Below are 15,181 nucleotides of genomic sequence, written 5' to 3' on the forward strand. Positions count from 1 at the left end.
ATTACTGAAATAAATAAACCAACGACTAATCCTAGTGTAGCATGCAGCCGAAGCCGTTCGGCGCGCCTGCGGGTCACCTTGTCGGCCGCATCGGCCGGGAGGCAGAAGATTTCGTCCAGCGTCAGGTAGCAGGCGTCATCGAGCTCACCCAGCCGACCGGCGCGAACCAGCCGATCCGCCCGCTCGCGCACGGCCAGTCGCAGACAGTGGGTGATCCGGACGACGCCATCGCGCGCTCGTTCCCGCGCAACGGTGGCTCCAGCCGCCATTCGCGCGGTGCGGCTCGGCGACGGATCCACGGGTTCGCGCTTGGGCGCGGGCATTTGTGCGGCGCGGGCGGCGGCGCTCACCAGAAGTGCGGGCCGGTCACCGAATGTCGGATTGATCAGCTCGCATTCGCCGGGACCGCGGTGGCCGATCCGTACCAGCTCCTCGTCGAGCGCCGCCGCGAAGGCGGGCGATATCGCCCGTGCCCCGGCGATATCGCCGGCGCGCGCCACCTCGGCGAGATCCGCGTCGGCACGGCACAATTCGGCCAGTCGCTCCACCGCGAGCATGGGTTTGGCCGATTCCAAACGGTTCAGGTCGATGGGAACCTCGCCCGCGTCCTTGCCGCGCGCATGGATGGCGGTGGCGGCGCCGGTCATCATTACGCCGATCGCCGCGGCCTGCCAGGCCTGGTGCAGGCGATCGCGCCAGAGCAGGGCGCGCACGTGCAGCTGTTCATCGGTGAGTGCGCGAATATCGCTGGCGCTCAACGCTTCCGCATGCGAAGCGGCATTGATCAGCTCCGCCGTCTTCGCGAAGCGGCGCGCGGTGGCAATGACCCGGGAGGTCGCGCGCGCCGTCGCCAGGGAGCTGGCGAGCCCGGTCGGCATCGGCGGCTTTCCGTGCGGCTGCAGGGCGATCTCGGCCGGAATATTGCCGTAGGCATCGCGACGGATGCTCTCCTCGTCCCAGCCCGGCATATTCTCCGCGGCCAGCACACCGATCGAGGCATTGATGTAGATGTGGTGGCCGAGGACGGTGGTGACCCGACTCGTCCAGTGCTCCAAGGCGATTCCGTCGAGCGCGATCATCTCGCCCATGGCCTCGTTGCTGAGGCGGATCGCACCGGCCTGCAGGTCGATGGTCAGCGGGGTCAGCGGGCCGGGCAGCGCCTCGGAGGTATTGGTTGCGGTGTGCACCGGATAGCGCTCGTCGACCCGATCGTCGAACTCACCCTCCAGCCCGTCGGGCGCAATATCGGCCAGCGGGTGGTTGTCAGAGGTGGCAGCACGGGCGGGAATCACATGCGACGGCAACGGGATAGCGCCGCGACGGGGGCGGAACCCGCCGCCGCCGGGCTTGCGCCCGATCATGCCGCGCACCAGATCGGCGATCACCTCGCGGGCGGTCCAGCCGCAGCGGAAGCCCCATTTCTCCTGTGCGACAGTCGGATCCAACAGCTGCTGCGGGCCGGTCCGACCGGGCACCCGGGACGCGTACCGTACGCCCGCTTCGCGCAGCATGCGGCGCACTTCCGCAGTGGTGACCACTCCCGAGGCCGCGAGCTCGACGATCTCCAGCCCATCCGCCCCGCCGGGCGGCAGTGCGGTCGCGGCCAGTACCAGGAAGCGGTCCAGGTCGTCGCTGTGCAGCAGCTGGAACCCGTCCGCGGATTTCGAACCGAGGATCGGCTCCAGTGCGCGGCGGGTTTCGTGATCGATCCGGCGGCCCGCTATCGGCGCGGTGCGCACCAGCACACCGTCGGCACCCCGCACTGCGGCCTCGACCTCGGATCGCCGCGCCGAGCGCGCACCCGCGATCACCGGAACCACCACGCGTGCACCGGCATTGCGTGCCGCAGCGGCGACCTCGGCAATGCCGCGTCCGGCCAGATGCGCGACGCTCGCGCAGCCCTCGACGGCCTTCGCGCAGGCCGTGCGGTCGGCGGGATCTCCGGCCGTGAACTGCACCCGCGGATCGATGCCGCGATGCCACCGCTGGTCCAGTCCGGCCACTTCGTGCCCGGCGGCCAACAGCATGCGCGCCACCGCGCGACCGCTCGGCTCGGTGATTCCGGTGACCAGGACCCGCATCGATTTCCTCTCCTCACTGGCGCCGGAACAGACAAACGTGACGCCGTTCACACACCATCGCGAGTGCGGGGCGCGGCGACCGGTTCCAGTCCCACTGACCGGGAGCATCCGACTCGACCACCGAGATCATCGTTTCCGCCACCCGGTCGGCCAGCGCAACCTCGAGACCATGACGGTCCGCAATCCGGTCGCGCCGCGCGCGGCGTCCGAGGTGAATTCCTACGACATCGAGACCGACGTGCTCATCGTCGGATACGGCTGTGCGGGGGCCTGCGCCGCATACGAGGCGGCGACCGCGGGAGCCGAGGTGCTGGTGATCGATCGGGCCGGTGGGCCGGGCGGCGCATCGGCAATGTCGGGTGGTGAGATCTACCTCGGTGGCGGTACGCCGATTCAGCGGGCGTGCGGATTCGACGACAGTCCCGAGCAGATGGCAGCATTCCTGGTGGCCGCGCTCGGACCGGGCGCGGACCAGCAGAAGATCGCGCACTACAGCGAGCACAGTGTCGAACATTTCCACTGGCTCGTCGATCGGGGTGTGCCGTTCAAACCGAGTCTCTGGGACGCGCCCGCCTGGGTGCCGCCCACCGATGACGGACTGATGTGGCTCGGCGAGAACAGTTGGCCCTTTGCCGAACTCGCCATCCCTGCCCCGCGTGGCCACCGGCCGACCGCCAATGATTTCGGCGGCAGGCTATTGCTGGACTGCCTGGTGCGTGCCGCCGAATCCGTCGGTGCGACAGCACAATACGACACCTATGTGACGAATCTGATCCTGGATGCCGACGGTGCGGTGGTCGGTGTCGTGGCCCGTCGCTACGGCCGCGAACTCACCATTCGGGCGCGCCGCGGCTGTGTGCTCAGCACCGGCGGCTTCATCGATAACGACGATATGCTCGCCGCCCACGCGCCCCGGCTGCTCGGCCATACCAAGGTGAGCGCTGGCACCGATGACGGCAGCGGCATCCGGATCGCGCAGGCCGCTGGCGCCGCCGTGCGGCATATGTCGGCCGCTCAGGTCGGCGCCTCGTTGATCCCCGGCTTCGCCGCACGTGGCATCATTGTCAACAATCGCGGCCAGCGCTTCGTCAACGAGGACACCTATCCCGGCCGCATCGGCCAGGCCGCGCTGTTCCGCCAGGATATGAACGTATGGGTAGTGCTCGACGAGCAGGGCTACGAGGAGGTGCCCGAGCGCGAGCGCTGGGGTGTGCGCCCGACCCATGTCGCCGAGTCGGTCGACGAACTCGACGAACTGGTGGCCCTGCCGCCGGGCGCACTCGCCGCCAGCATCACCCGCTACAACGAATTCGCTGCGCGCGGAACCGATCCCGACTTCCACAAGGCGCAGCGCTGGCTGCGTCCGCTGACGCCGCCGCTGGCCGCCATCGATATCAGAGCGGGCGTGCGTCCCCCCTCGGAATCCGGTGACCGCCGCGGCACCGGAGCCTCCGTATTCACCCTCGGCGGGCTGCACACCACCCGCGACGGCCAGGTCCTCGATCTCGACGACAGCCCCATCCCCCACCTCTTCGCCGCGGGCCGCGCCAGCTCCGGCCTGCACGGCGAGGGCTATATCAGCGGCACCTCACTGGGCGACGGCACCTTCTTCGGCCGCAAGGCCGGAGCCGCCGCAGCGCGCAACAAAGCTCACACCTGATCACCCGTCCAGGTGAGTTCGCCCGCCCTCCCTTCCCAAGAGTGGCAACCGATACTTTGCACACGGCGTCATCTGCGGCGACGATGCAGAATCGCTGCTCTTCGGCGGGACGGTGCGGGAAGGTGAGACGGATGCGGCTTATCATGATCGACGATGACGCCGAAGGCGGCGACGCCCTAGCGGAAGCGCTCGAACTGCACGGCCATCAGGTCGATCGCAAACACCGCGGCGCCGACCTGCTACTGGCCCACCACGGCTATCACGCCGTCATCCTCGGCCTCGAACTGCCGGATATGGACGGCCTGCAGGTGCTGCGCAAACTGCGCGAGGTCAGCTCGATGCCGGTGGTGATTCTCGGCGATCAGGCCGACGAGCGTTCGATCGTGCTCGGATTGCACAGCGGCGCAGACGATTACATCGTGAAACCGGCGCGCGTCGCCGAATTGGCGGCCCGGCTGGAAGCGGTGACGCGCCGGGTCGGCGTCGCCACCGTCGCGCGCGGTAAGACGGTCGTCAGCGATGACGTCCGGGTGGATCTGGCGGCGCGGCGGGTCGAGGTGGCCGGGGAGCTGGTTCCACTCACCCGGCTGGAGTTCGAACTGTTGCGGGTGCTGGTCGAGCGGCCCGGCATCGCGGTGAGCCGGGAACAGTTGATGGATTGCGTCTGGGGCGATTCGCTGCTCGCCGTATCGCGCAAGCTCTATGTGCATATGGCCGCATTGCGAGCCAAACTGGACCGCCCCGAACTGATCACGAATATCCGCGGCTACGGCTACCGATGGGGTCCGGACCCCTATGAGACCGCCGAAGCGGCGAAGCTCCTGAAAGCGGTATAGCGCAGCACTCCTACTCGGTATTCCGATCACCGGGACTGCTCCCCGCGGTGCCGCCGCGGTCGCCATAGCGTCGAAACCATGGCGCCGTTCGGCGAACCCAGGAACACAGGAGGAGTCCCGCATGAGCTCAGCATCGCGCAGCGATTCGATGAGGGGTGGTGGCCGGGTGACGGGTGGGACCGATAAGGTGCTCGATCGGGTCCGGGATCTGCTCCCGGTGATTCGGGAGCGGGCCGCGGAGACCGATCTGGCGCGGCGGGTTCCCGTGGCGAGCATCCGGGAACTGACCGAGGCGGGGGTGTTCCGCATGCTGCAGCCGTCCCGCTTCGGTGGTGAGGAAGCCTCGCCGGTGGCGTTCTACGAGGTCATTCGCGCGATCGCATCGGCATGCCCGTCCACCGGCTGGGTGTCATCGGTGCTCGGCGTGCACCCGTGGCAGCTCGCGCTGTTTCCGCTGGCGGCGCAGGAGGAGGTGTGGGGTGTGGACTCCGATACGCTCATCTCCTCGTCCTACGCGCCGACCGGCCGCCTCACCCCGGTTGAAGGCGGTTATGAGGTCAGCGGACGGTGGAGTTTCTCCTCCGGCTGCGATCACGCCCAATGGGCGTTCCTCGGCGCACTCGCACCGGATGAGCACGGCAATCCCAAGGACTATCTGACAATCCTGGTGCCGCGCAAGGACTATCAGATCGATGACGTCTGGCATGTGGTCGGCCTGTCCGGCACCGGCAGCAACGATATCGTCATCGAGAAGGCCTTCGTACCGCATCACCGCGCCTACAGCGCCACCGAACAATCGCAGCTGCGCGGACCGGGTCAGGAGGCCAATCCCGCTGCGCTGTACAAGATTCCGTTCGCAGGTGTGTTCTCCAACACCATTACCGCGCCCATTATCGGCGCCGCACAGGGCGCCTACGAGGCGCATATCGAGCGGATGCGCGAACGGGTGCGGCTGTCCTACGGCGGGCAGAAGGTCGCCGAGGATGGATTCGCGCATGTGCGGGTCGCGCGCGCGGGTTCGGAGATCGACGCGGCCATCTTGCAGATGGAGCACAATATCTCCGAACAATTGCGGTATGCCGAAGCGGGCGAAGAGATTCCGTACGAGGTCCGGCTGCGCACCCGGCGCGATCAGGTGCGCGGCACCGAGCGCGCGATCCAGGCCATCGAATTGCTGTTCGACAACTCCGGTGGGCACTCGATCCGCAAACCCAATCCGATCGAACGCCACTGGCGCGACGCACATGCGGGCAGTGTGCACGTGATCAACGATGTCGAACGGGCCCTGGCCATGTTCGGCCGCGGTGAATTCGGGCTGCCGGTCGAAGATCGGATGGTCTGATGGACGCGGCGGATACCAGTCGCCATATCACCGTCGACGGGCTGAAACTTCGCTATCACGAGGCGGGTTCGGGTCCACCGCTGGTGCTGCTGCACGGATCCGGTCCCGGTGTGTCGGGTTGGGCCAACTTCGGTGCGAACCTGCCCGTACTCGCCCAGCATTTCCGCTGCCTGATCCTGGACCAGCCGGGTTTCGGCGCGAGCGAGCGCCCCGAGGTGTACGAGCGCAACTACCTGCGCATCTCCGCCGATGCGGTGGTCGGGCTGCTCGATCAGCTCGCCCTGCCCAGCGTGCACCTGCTCGGCAACTCCATGGGCGGCGCGGTGGCGACGCTGGTGGCGCTCGAACACGGTCAGCGGGTCGATCGGCTGGTGCTCATGGCGCCCGGCGGCGTCGGGGTCAATGTGCTGGGACCCGAACCGTCCGAGGGGATTCGGCGGTTGCTCGACTTCACCGCCGAACCCACCCGGGAGCAGGTGCTGGCCTGGCTGCGGACGATGGTGTTCGACGAGGCGGTGCTCACCGATGAACTCGTCGACAACCGATTGGCCACGGCCGCGGATCCGGCCGCCATCGCGGCCATCCGCGACGCCTATGCGACCTTCGCGAATCCCGCTTTCGCGGAGGCGGTTCCGCTGTGGGCGCGGCTGCGCGCACTGCACCACGAGGTGTTGATGCTGTGGGGTCGCGATGATCGGGTCACCCCGGTCGAGGGTGCGCTGCTGCCGTCGCGTCAGCTGCCCCGTGCCGATCTGCGGCTGTTCGGACGGTGCGGACATTGGGTGCAGATCGAACGCAAGGACGCGTTCGAGCGTGCGGTCATCGATTTCCTGACCTCAGGTCTGTAGCGCCCTACCGCAGCGTCGCCAGCATGGTGTCCGGCCGACGTTGCGGGAATTCGGGGGCATCGATCGCGGATCCGGCGTTAGAGTCGCCCCGTGACATGGACCGCACCCGAAATCACCAGGACCAAGCCGCCGCTGATCGCCGACGAGCGGACCATGCTGCAATCCTGGCTCGACCTGCACCGTCGGACCCTACAGTGGAAATGCGCCGGACTAGCGGCCGAGCAGTTGAAACGTCGATGTGTCGCACCGTCGACGCTCTCGCTGCTCGGCCTGGTCCGCCATCTCACCGAATGCGAACGCGGCTGGTTCCGCATCGCCGCCCGTGGTGCATCGCTGGACTATCTCTACTGCAGCGAGGGCAACCCCGACGGCGATCTCGACGATATCGCCGATGCCGACGCCGCCGCGGATCTCGCGGCGCTGCGGTCCGAAATCGAACTGGCCGACGCCGCCGTCGCCGACCTGCCGCTCGAGCACGTCTTCAGCTATCGCGCCACCGAGTACAGCCTGCGCTGGGTCTATGTGCACATGATCGAGGAATACGCGCGACACAATGGTCACGCCGATTTCCTGCGCGAACGCATCGACGGCGCGACCGGTGACTGAACCGCCTCAGAGCTGATTGTGGCTGACCCACCCGGCGATCTGGGTGCGCGAGGTGAAGCCGAGTTTGGTGAGTATGTGATCGACGTGGCTCTCCGCGGTCCGGATCGAAATCACCAGTTCGCTCGCGATGTTCTTATTGCTGTAGCCCGCCGCGACCAACCGCGCCACATCCCGCTCCCGACGGGTAAGAACATCTGCCGCAACGGATTTCACCGGTTGCGCGGCCGGACGCGGCTCGGTGCCGAGGGCATAGCCGACCGCATCATCCAGCCCAAGGGCCGCGCCCGCGTCGAAGGCGGTGCGAAACTCCTTCTCGCCCATCGCATCGCGCACCTGAAGACGCACCTTATCGCCGACGACCTCGGTCATCTCATGGGCGAGCCGCTGGGTACTGCCGCGCCGCACCGTCGATGCGGCACCCATCAACCGCGCCGCCCGCTGCAGATCGCCATCGGCGGTCGCCGCCCACGCCAGCCCCTCGAATCCGGAGGCCGTCCACACGCACCGGTCGAACAGACTGAACAGCTCGACCGCCTTGCGCAGATCCTTTATGGCCTTGTCCTGCACACCTTCTCGCCAGTGGTAGGTCCCGACCGCCCAATAGCCCAACCCGCCGAGCAGATGCGAGCCGTACTCCTTCGTCTTGGCGAGGAACCGATCCGCGATGGCACCCGCGCGTTCGTCGTCCAGCACCAGCGCGCATACATAGGCGAATGCCAGGCTCTCCATCTCGACTCCGTGGTGTGCGCAGGCTCGCGCGCGGGCCGAGGCGGCCTCGGCAATATCGAGTGCCCGCATCGGATCGTCGTTGGCGAATGCCAGCAGCGCGGACAGCAGGGCATGTTCGACGAGTACGTCCTCGGTATCGAGTTCGTTGGCGATCTCCAGACATTCACCGGCGAATCGGGTCGCCGTCTCGGGATCGGCGAGCATGGCGGCGATCACCGAGGCGGCGGCCAGTGCCCGCGCCCGATCCTTCGTATGGTCGAGATCCTTGTCCAGGGCCTCCAGCAGCCAGCGATAGCCCTCCAACAGGAATCGGTAGTGCTCCCAGAACGGCCGCAGTTCCGTCGCGATTTCCAGCGCGCGATGTGCGCTGTCCGAATCGGCGAGCGAGAACTGCAGTGCCGCACGCATATTCGGATGTTCCCGGGTGACGTCGCGGAACCAGGTGACATCCTCACTGCCCCAGTACGCGGTGCGCCCCCGCTGCGCGACCCGGTGATAGTGGTCGCGATGGCGTACTCGCACCGCCCGTTCACCGCCGTGCGCGACCAGGCGCGCCAAGGCGAACTGGCGCAGCGGCTCGAGCATGGTGTACCGGCCGGTGCCGTCGGCGTCCTGGCGATGACCGAGGACGGATTTATCGACCAACCCGGTCAGCGCGTCCAGCAGCGCATCGGCCGGATCGACGATACAGACCGCCTCCGCGGCCTCGAGATCGAAGCCGCCGGCGAACACCGATAGCTGCTCCCATAGATGCTGTTCATCGGGTGTGCACAGGTCATAGCTCCACCGAATGGCGGCCTCCAGGGTCTGCTGGCGCTCCGGCGCGGTCCGCAACCCGGTGGTGAGCAGCCGGATCGCATCGTCCAGGCGCGCGAGCACCTGATCCGGGGTGAACATCCGCAACCGCAAGGCCGCAAGTTCCAATGCCAGCGGAATGCCCTCGAGGCGACGGCAGATCGCCGCGAGCGCCCCGCGATTGGCATCGGTGACCTGGAAGTCCGGATTCGCCGCGACCGCCCGATCGATCAGCAATCGCAGCGCGTCGCTATCGACCTGCGCCGGGTGCGGTGCCCGGGCATCCCCGTCCACCTCCGGCACCGCGAGCGGCGCCACCGGCATGACCTGCTCGCCCGAGACCCCGAGCGGTTCGCGACTGGTCGCGAGAATCCGCACATTCGCCGTCGCCGGAATCAGCCGGTCCACCAAGGCCGCGCACGCGTCGATCAGGTGCTCGCAGTTGTCCAGGATCAACAGCAGACTCTTGTCCGCCAGATAGTCGGTCAGGCTCACGACCGGCGAACGGGTGTCATCGCGCAGACCCAAGGTCTGCGCGACGCTCAGCGCCACCAGTTCCCCGTCGTGCACATGCGCGACCTCGACGAACCACACACCGTCGGGAAACGCGCGCCGCACCGCCTCCCCGACCCGCCGACCGAGCCGGGTCTTGCCGACGCCACCCGGCCCGGTCAGCGTGAGCACACGCGTGTTGGACAGCAGCTTGCGCGCCATCGCGACCTCGGCGCCACGACCGACGAAGCTCGTCACCTCAGCGGGGAGGTTCCCTGTCTCGTGCCGCACCACGCTGCATACCTTTTCACGTGTGGCCGCCGTCTCGGGCATTTTGACCGAGATGCCGGATTCGCGGCCAGTTCGCTAATCGACCACCAGCGTATTCGCCGCTCGCATGACCGCGGCCATCGAGGCCGCGAGTACCGAATCACTGCGTCCGCAGGCCCATCCGGTGCGCTCGCCGCTGCGGTATTCCAGGTAGGTGATCGCGGTGCCGCTGTTCCCCGAGCCGATCGACTGCTGGGTCAGGCCGAGCACCTCGACCGGATAGCCGACCCGAGCCAGTGCCGCGGTGAGCGCCTCGATCGGACCGACACCGCGAAATTCGGTCGCGCCGCCGATGGTGAGCGTGACCTCGGTGACCGCGTCGTCCCCCGCGCCGGTGGTTTGCCATGCCCGCAAACCGACCGACTCCGTCGTGGTGCCCAGATATCTCGCCTCGAACAACTTGTACAATTCGGCGGCGGTGATCTCCAGACCGGTGTCGTCGGCTCGCGCCTGGACGTGTCGCGCGAAATCGATCTGCAGTCGGCGTGGCAGATCCAGACCGTATTCGGTGTGCAGCAGATACGCGATACCACCCTTACCGGACTGGGAATTCACCCGGATGACCGCGTCGTAGCTGCGGCCGATATCGGCCGGATCGATCGGCAGATACGGAACCCGCCAGTCGAGTTCGTGTTCGGCGACCCCGGTGGCGGCGGCCCGGTCGCGGTGTTCGGCCATCCCCTTCTTGATCGCGTCCTGATGGGTGCCGGAGAACGCGGTGTGCACGAGATCGCCTGCGTACGGATGCCTTTCGTGGATGGGCATGCGCGTGCAGTACTCGACGGTCCGGCGGATCTCATCGATATCGGAGAAGTCGATCATCGGATCCACGCCCTGGGCATGCAGATTCAGCGCCAGGGTGGCGATATCGACATTGCCGGTGCGTTCACCATTGCCGAAGACACAGCCCTCCACGCGCTGGGCACCCGCGAGTACGGCCAGTTCCGCACACGCGATGCCGGTGCCGCGGTCGTTGTGCGGATGTACGGACAGGATCACGCTCGCGCGCCTGGCCAGATTCTTGTGCATATATTCGATCTGGTCGGCATAGACATTCGGCGTCGCGACCTCCACGGTGGCGGGCAGATTCAGGATCACCGGACGCCGCGGCGTGGCATCCCACAGCGTCGTCATGCGGTCACAGATATCGAGTACGAAATCCGGCTCGGTCAGGTTGAAGACCTCGGGCGAGAATTCGAATCGCACATTCGGCAGGTCACCGGCGAATTCGAGGACATCGCGGCCACCGGACAGGATCAGCTCGCGCAACTCGGCAGTATCCCTGTCCAGCACCACATTTCGCCAGGTTGGTGCGGTCGCCGTGTACATGTGGATGACGACCTCGTTGCGGATGCCGCGCACCGACGCCACCGTGCGCTCGATGAGATCGCGGCGGGCCGGGGTGAAGACGACGATCGCGACATCCGCCGGCGCGATATCGGTGTGGGCGAGCAGCCGGACGAAGTCGAAATCGGTCTGCGATGCAGAGGGGTAGCCGACCTCGATCTCCTTGTAGCCCATGGCGACCAACAGTTCGAAGAACCGTCGTTTGCGCACCGGATCCATTGGCTCGGCCAGCGCCTGGTTGCCGTCACGCAGATCGACCGGCACCCACAGCGGCGCATCGGTGAGCCGGGCATCGGGCCAATCGCGCTGGGTCAGTGGCACTTCCACGCGATCGTAGATATCGCGATAGCGGTGCGAGGGCATCCGCGAATGCCGCTGTCTGTTCCACGCCGGGGCATCGGCCGCCAGCGCACCGGACGGCGTGGCAATGGTGGGGAAAGTGCTCATGATTACTGCTTCCTGGCCTTCGCGGCCGTCACGGAGAGGTGACCGGCCACGACGCAGCCCCACGGCGGGGAGGCCGGTCGTTAGGCCCCGCCGTGGCGGCTGAGCAGAAGCATGGTGCGCATGATTGCTAGACTATACACAACTCCTCAGACAAGTAGAGAGGTTGTGATGGTCTCGCAGGTACGGCGCCAGCCACTGGCGGCGCAGGCGGCCGAACTGCTGCTCACCCGCATCCGGGACGGGGAATGGCCACTGGGACATCGCCTTCCGGGCGAGACGACCTTGGCCGCACAGCTCGGTGTCGGCAGATCCACACTGCGCGAGGCGATCCGCGAATTAGCCGGTAAGGGCGTGCTCGACAGTCGCCAGGGCGCGGGGGTTTTCGTCACCGCCCTCGACGTCACCGAGGAGTGGGACGTCGTACTGCGCCGCGCCACCATCGCCGCGGTCATCGAGGCCCGCATCGCCATCGAGGCCGAGGCCGCCGCCCTGGCCGCACAGCGCCGCACCCCTGCCGATCTGCGCACCATCCGCCGGGCACTGGCCGCGCGGGAGGCACATGGCGAACCGATCGCCGACCATGTGGATGCCGATATGGCCTTCCACCGCGCCGTCATCGTCGCCGCGCACAACGATGTGCTCACCCAACTCTTCGACACCTTCCTGCCCCGGCTGCGGGTGGCCATGATCGACATGCTCAAAATCCGCCCGGTGCCGTCCGAACCCGCCGACCACGACGCGCACATTCGGCTCACCGACGCGATCGCACACCGAAATCCCAGTGCCGCAGCCGAATTCAGCCGCTCCCACCTGACCACCCTCAAACAAGCGTTCTCGTGACCACCCGGCGGTCGCATTGCGCGACGGCGCGCACCGCCGAAACGACGGCGTCCGACCCGAACGGAGATCTCCCGTGACCGAACCCCCCGTGCTCCAACTCACCGATGTCACCTTCCGCCGCGAGGGCAAACAGATCATCGACGGCATCTCGCTGACCGTGCGCGCGGGCCAACACTGGGCACTGCTCGGCCCCAATGGCGCGGGTAAGAGCACCCTGCTCGGCTTCTGCGCCGCGGTCACCTTCCCGACCTCGGGCACCGTCGACATCCTCGGCCAGCGCATGGGCCGCGTCGACCTCGCCCCGCTGCGCCACTCGATCGGGCATGTCAATCCCCGCCACCCACTGCGCTCTCCGCTGACCGTCCGCGAGGTCGTGCTCACCGGCCTCACCGCCACCATCGACACCCCGATGCGCTGGACGCCGACACCCGATGACCTGCGCCGCGCGGACACCATGATCGATACCGTCGGTCTCGAGGGCAAGGCCGAGGAGATCTGGCCGACGCTGTCGCAGGGCGAACGCGGCCGAACCCTGATCGCCCGCGCTCTCATCGCCGAACCGCGCCTCCTGCTGTTCGACGAGCCCTCCACCGGACTCGATGTGGCGGCGCGCGAACAACTGCTCGAGACCATCGACGCGCTCGGCGAAACCCATCCCGAGGTCGCATCGATACTGGTCACGCATCATTTGGAGGAGCTGCCGAGCACCACAACCCACGCGCTGCTGATCGCCGGTGGGCGCACGGTCGCCGCCGGACCCGCGGTCGATACGGTCACGGCACAGGCCGTATCCACCGCCTTCGACCACCCGGTGACCGTGCGCTACGACGGCGGCCGCTGGACAGCGCGTGCCGCGGTCCGCGCCTGGCCGGCATAAGCAGGTTCCGGAAGAATTTCGCCGAGCATGTCGATTCGAGCCCGCGCCGTTCGATGCGTTGAGGTGAGGGTCGGACAATGCCGACCACCGAGCGAAGGATGGCCAGATGCGACACATGATGCTGATCCGAGTCGACCCGACGAATGCGCCGGAGCCGGACGAGGCACTGATCGAACAGGTCAACAAGGTGATCGAGGAGATGACGAAGGCCGGGGTGCTGCTCGATACCGCCGGTCTGCACTCGATCACCGAAGCCACCAAGATCGCCCAGTCCGGCGGGAAGCAGACCGTGCTCGACGGTCCGTTCACCGAATCCAAGGAGGTCGTCGGCGGGTACTGCATCCTGCAGACGAAGTCGAAGGAGGAGGCAGTGGAATGGACCTCGCGCTTCCTCGCCGTGCACGGGCCGGAATGGGATATCGAGGTGGAAATTCGCGAGCTGCACGAGGGCTGATGTGCGGATGAGCCGGTCGCCCGAACAGATCCGAGAATCCGTCGCAACGGTCTGGCGGATGGAGTGGCCGCGCCTGGTCGCCGGACTCATCCGGATCGTCGGCGATATCGACGTCGCCGAGGAACTCGCCCAGGACGCGCTGGTCGCGGCCCTGGAGCAGTGGCCGCGCGACGGTGTCCCGCCGAATCCGGGCGGCTGGCTCATGCTCACCGCGAAACATCGGGCGATCGATCTGGTGCGGCGCAACCAGAATCTGGCGCGCAAGCTGACCTTGGTCGGTCACGAACTGCGGACCGACCAAGGTCGCGAGCCCGAGTCCGCGGATGAGGACATCGAGGACGATCTGCTGCGGATGATCTTCACGGCATGTCATCCGGTGCTGTCCGCACCCGCCAGAGTGGCATTGACGCTGCGGTTGCTCGGCGGGTTGACCACCGAGGAGATCGCACGCGCCTTCGTCGTACCGGAATCGACTGTCGCCCAGCGCATTGTCCGGGCCAAACGCACCATCGCCACTCGGCGGGTGCCCTATGCGGTGCCGCACGGGGATGAGCTGGCCGAGCGCTTGGATTCGGTCCTGGAGGTCGTCTACCTGATCTTCAATGAAGGCTATTCGGCGACCGCCGGTGATGATTGGATTCGCGTCGAATTGTGCCAGGACGCACTGCGATTGGCGCGGATGCTGGCGCAGCTGATGCCCGATGCAGCCGAGACGCACGGCCTCGCCGCACTGCTGGAGCTACAGGCCTCGCGCTCCGCCGCGCGCATTGGACCCACGAAAACCGTTGTCCTGCTGGCGGATCAGGAGCGTTCACACTGGGATCAGCTATTGATCCGCCGCGGCTTCGCCGCACTCGGGCGCGCCCATGCGGTCAGCCGCAATCATGGGCTGCCGCCGGGCCGCTACGCGCTGCAGGCCGCGATCGCCGCGGTGCACGCCATGGCGCCCAGCACCGAGGAGACCGATTGGCGGCGCATCGCCGGACTGTATGCCGTTCTTGCCGAACGCTTTCCGTCGCCGATCGTGGATCTGAACCGAGCCGTCGCGGTCGGCATGGTGCACGGCCCGGCCGCCGGACTCGAGCTGGTCGACGCACTGGCCGCCACCGGCGCATTGGACACCTATCACCTGCTGCCCGCCGTTCGTGGCGATCTACTCGAACGGCTCGGCCGCCTGCACGAGGCACGCGCCGAATTCGCCCGCGCGGCGCAGCTGACCGGCAATAACGCCGAACAGGCGCTGCTACTCGACCGCATCGCCGAATGTGAATAAGGCGCGCGGACGCCAACTCCGCACGCCGACAACATAAACCGCGTACCCACACGCGACAATGGGCACACTCCCCGGTACGCGGCCAGCTGCTGCACGATCACCGCAACGTCCAGCCAGATGTTCTCGCGGCCGGTGCGTCCACGCAGAATACGAAAATCCAGGGCCGCAATCGCACAAACCCAGCCCCCCGCCCAGATAGGTTGCTGCCCCACCCACTCCGCCTG

Annotated in this window: 12 protein-coding genes; 9 read left to right on the forward strand and 3 right to left on the reverse strand. The window is 67.2% G+C overall.

Features of this window, described 5'->3' with window-relative positions:
- Nucleotides 1–2,081, reverse strand: a 2,081-nt coding sequence (locus tag ABZW16_RS03945) for an NAD-dependent epimerase/dehydratase family protein (RefSeq protein ID WP_354951907.1), incomplete at its 3' end; no start/stop codon positions are given.
- 169 nt (nt 2,082–2,250) lie between these two features.
- On the opposite strand from ABZW16_RS03945, the gene ABZW16_RS03950 reads away from it, so the two are divergent.
- The 5 genes from ABZW16_RS03950 to ABZW16_RS03970 all read left to right on the forward strand — a co-directional run bounded on the left by ABZW16_RS03950 (nt 2,251) and on the right by ABZW16_RS03970 (nt 7,373).
- Nucleotides 2,251–3,741 carry an FAD-dependent oxidoreductase gene (locus tag ABZW16_RS03950; protein ID WP_354951909.1) on the forward strand — a complete coding sequence of 497 codons (1,491 nt, stop codon included), beginning with the start codon at nt 2,251–2,253 and terminating at the stop codon, nt 3,739–3,741.
- 131 nt (nt 3,742–3,872) lie between these two features.
- Nucleotides 3,873–4,577: a response regulator transcription factor gene (locus tag ABZW16_RS03955; RefSeq protein WP_354951911.1), complete on the forward strand. Its 705-nt coding sequence runs from the start codon at nt 3,873–3,875 to the stop codon at nt 4,575–4,577.
- A gap of 121 nt (nt 4,578–4,698) precedes the next feature.
- Entirely contained in the window at nt 4,699–5,919 is a 1,221-nt protein-coding gene (gene hsaA, locus ABZW16_RS03960) for a 3-hydroxy-9,10-secoandrosta-1,3,5(10)-triene-9,17-dione monooxygenase oxygenase subunit (RefSeq protein ID WP_354951913.1), read from the forward strand.
- Nucleotides 5,919–6,767, forward strand: coding sequence for an alpha/beta fold hydrolase (locus tag ABZW16_RS03965; RefSeq protein WP_354951915.1), 849 nt, complete (start codon nt 5,919–5,921; stop codon nt 6,765–6,767). The genes hsaA and ABZW16_RS03965 overlap by 1 nt, the downstream gene beginning before the upstream one ends.
- A 90-nt stretch (nt 6,768–6,857) precedes the next feature.
- Nucleotides 6,858–7,373, forward strand: a complete 516-nt coding sequence (locus ABZW16_RS03970; protein ID WP_354951917.1) for a DinB family protein — start codon at nt 6,858–6,860, stop codon at nt 7,371–7,373.
- A 6-nt stretch (nt 7,374–7,379) separates the two neighbouring features.
- Here ABZW16_RS03970 and ABZW16_RS03975 read toward each other — a convergent pair whose 3' ends face one another.
- Nucleotides 7,380–9,683 (reverse strand): LuxR C-terminal-related transcriptional regulator, encoded by a 2,304-nt coding sequence (locus ABZW16_RS03975; protein ID WP_354951919.1) that lies wholly within the window; start codon nt 9,681–9,683, stop codon nt 7,380–7,382.
- Between the two features lie 72 nt (nt 9,684–9,755).
- Nucleotides 9,756–11,429 carry a 2-isopropylmalate synthase gene (locus tag ABZW16_RS03980; RefSeq protein ID WP_354952074.1) on the reverse strand — a complete coding sequence of 558 codons (1,674 nt, stop codon included), beginning with the start codon at nt 11,427–11,429 and terminating at the stop codon, nt 9,756–9,758.
- A gap of 252 nt (nt 11,430–11,681) precedes the next feature.
- On the opposite strand from ABZW16_RS03980, the gene ABZW16_RS03985 reads away from it, so the two are divergent.
- From ABZW16_RS03985 to ABZW16_RS04000, 4 genes are all read left to right on the forward strand, one after another.
- Nucleotides 11,682–12,353 (forward strand): FCD domain-containing protein, encoded by a 672-nt coding sequence (locus ABZW16_RS03985; RefSeq protein ID WP_354951921.1) that lies wholly within the window; start codon nt 11,682–11,684, stop codon nt 12,351–12,353.
- Between the two features lie 73 nt (nt 12,354–12,426).
- Entirely contained in the window at nt 12,427–13,230 is an 804-nt protein-coding gene (locus tag ABZW16_RS03990; protein WP_354951923.1) for an ATP-binding cassette domain-containing protein, read from the forward strand.
- A gap of 106 nt (nt 13,231–13,336) precedes the next feature.
- Nucleotides 13,337–13,684 carry a YciI family protein gene (locus ABZW16_RS03995; protein WP_354951925.1) on the forward strand — a complete coding sequence of 116 codons (348 nt, stop codon included), beginning with the start codon at nt 13,337–13,339 and terminating at the stop codon, nt 13,682–13,684.
- Nucleotides 13,685–13,742: 58 nt separating this feature from the next.
- Complete coding sequence (locus ABZW16_RS04000; protein ID WP_354951927.1) at nt 13,743–14,957, forward strand: sigma-70 family RNA polymerase sigma factor; 1,215 nt, start codon at nt 13,743–13,745, stop codon at nt 14,955–14,957.
- Nucleotides 14,958–15,181 lie beyond the last annotated feature (224 nt).

This window comes from Nocardia sp. NPDC004604 (assembly GCF_040609795.1).
In the GTDB taxonomy this organism is placed as follows: Bacteria; Actinomycetota; Actinomycetes; order Mycobacteriales; family Mycobacteriaceae; genus Nocardia.

Excerpts from the sequence above, each read along its gene's own strand:
- ABZW16_RS03950 (WP_354951909.1), top strand. The coding sequence starts at position 2,251 with ATGACGGTCCGCAATCCGGTCGCGCCGCGCGCGGCGTCCGAGGTGAAT.
- hsaA (WP_354951913.1), top strand. The coding sequence starts at position 4,699 with ATGAGCTCAGCATCGCGCAGCGATTCGATGAGGGGTGGTGGCCGGGTG.
- ABZW16_RS03965 (WP_354951915.1), top strand. The coding sequence starts at position 5,919 with ATGGACGCGGCGGATACCAGTCGCCATATCACCGTCGACGGGCTGAAA.
- ABZW16_RS03985 (WP_354951921.1), top strand. The coding sequence starts at position 11,682 with ATGGTCTCGCAGGTACGGCGCCAGCCACTGGCGGCGCAGGCGGCCGAA.
- ABZW16_RS03995 (WP_354951925.1), top strand. The coding sequence starts at position 13,337 with ATGCGACACATGATGCTGATCCGAGTCGACCCGACGAATGCGCCGGAG.
- ABZW16_RS03955 (WP_354951911.1), top strand. The coding sequence starts at position 3,873 with ATGCGGCTTATCATGATCGACGATGACGCCGAAGGCGGCGACGCCCTA.
- ABZW16_RS03980 (WP_354952074.1), bottom strand. The coding sequence starts at position 11,429 with ATGCCCTCGCACCGCTATCGCGATATCTACGATCGCGTGGAAGTGCCA.
- ABZW16_RS04000 (WP_354951927.1), top strand. The coding sequence starts at position 13,743 with ATGGAGTGGCCGCGCCTGGTCGCCGGACTCATCCGGATCGTCGGCGAT.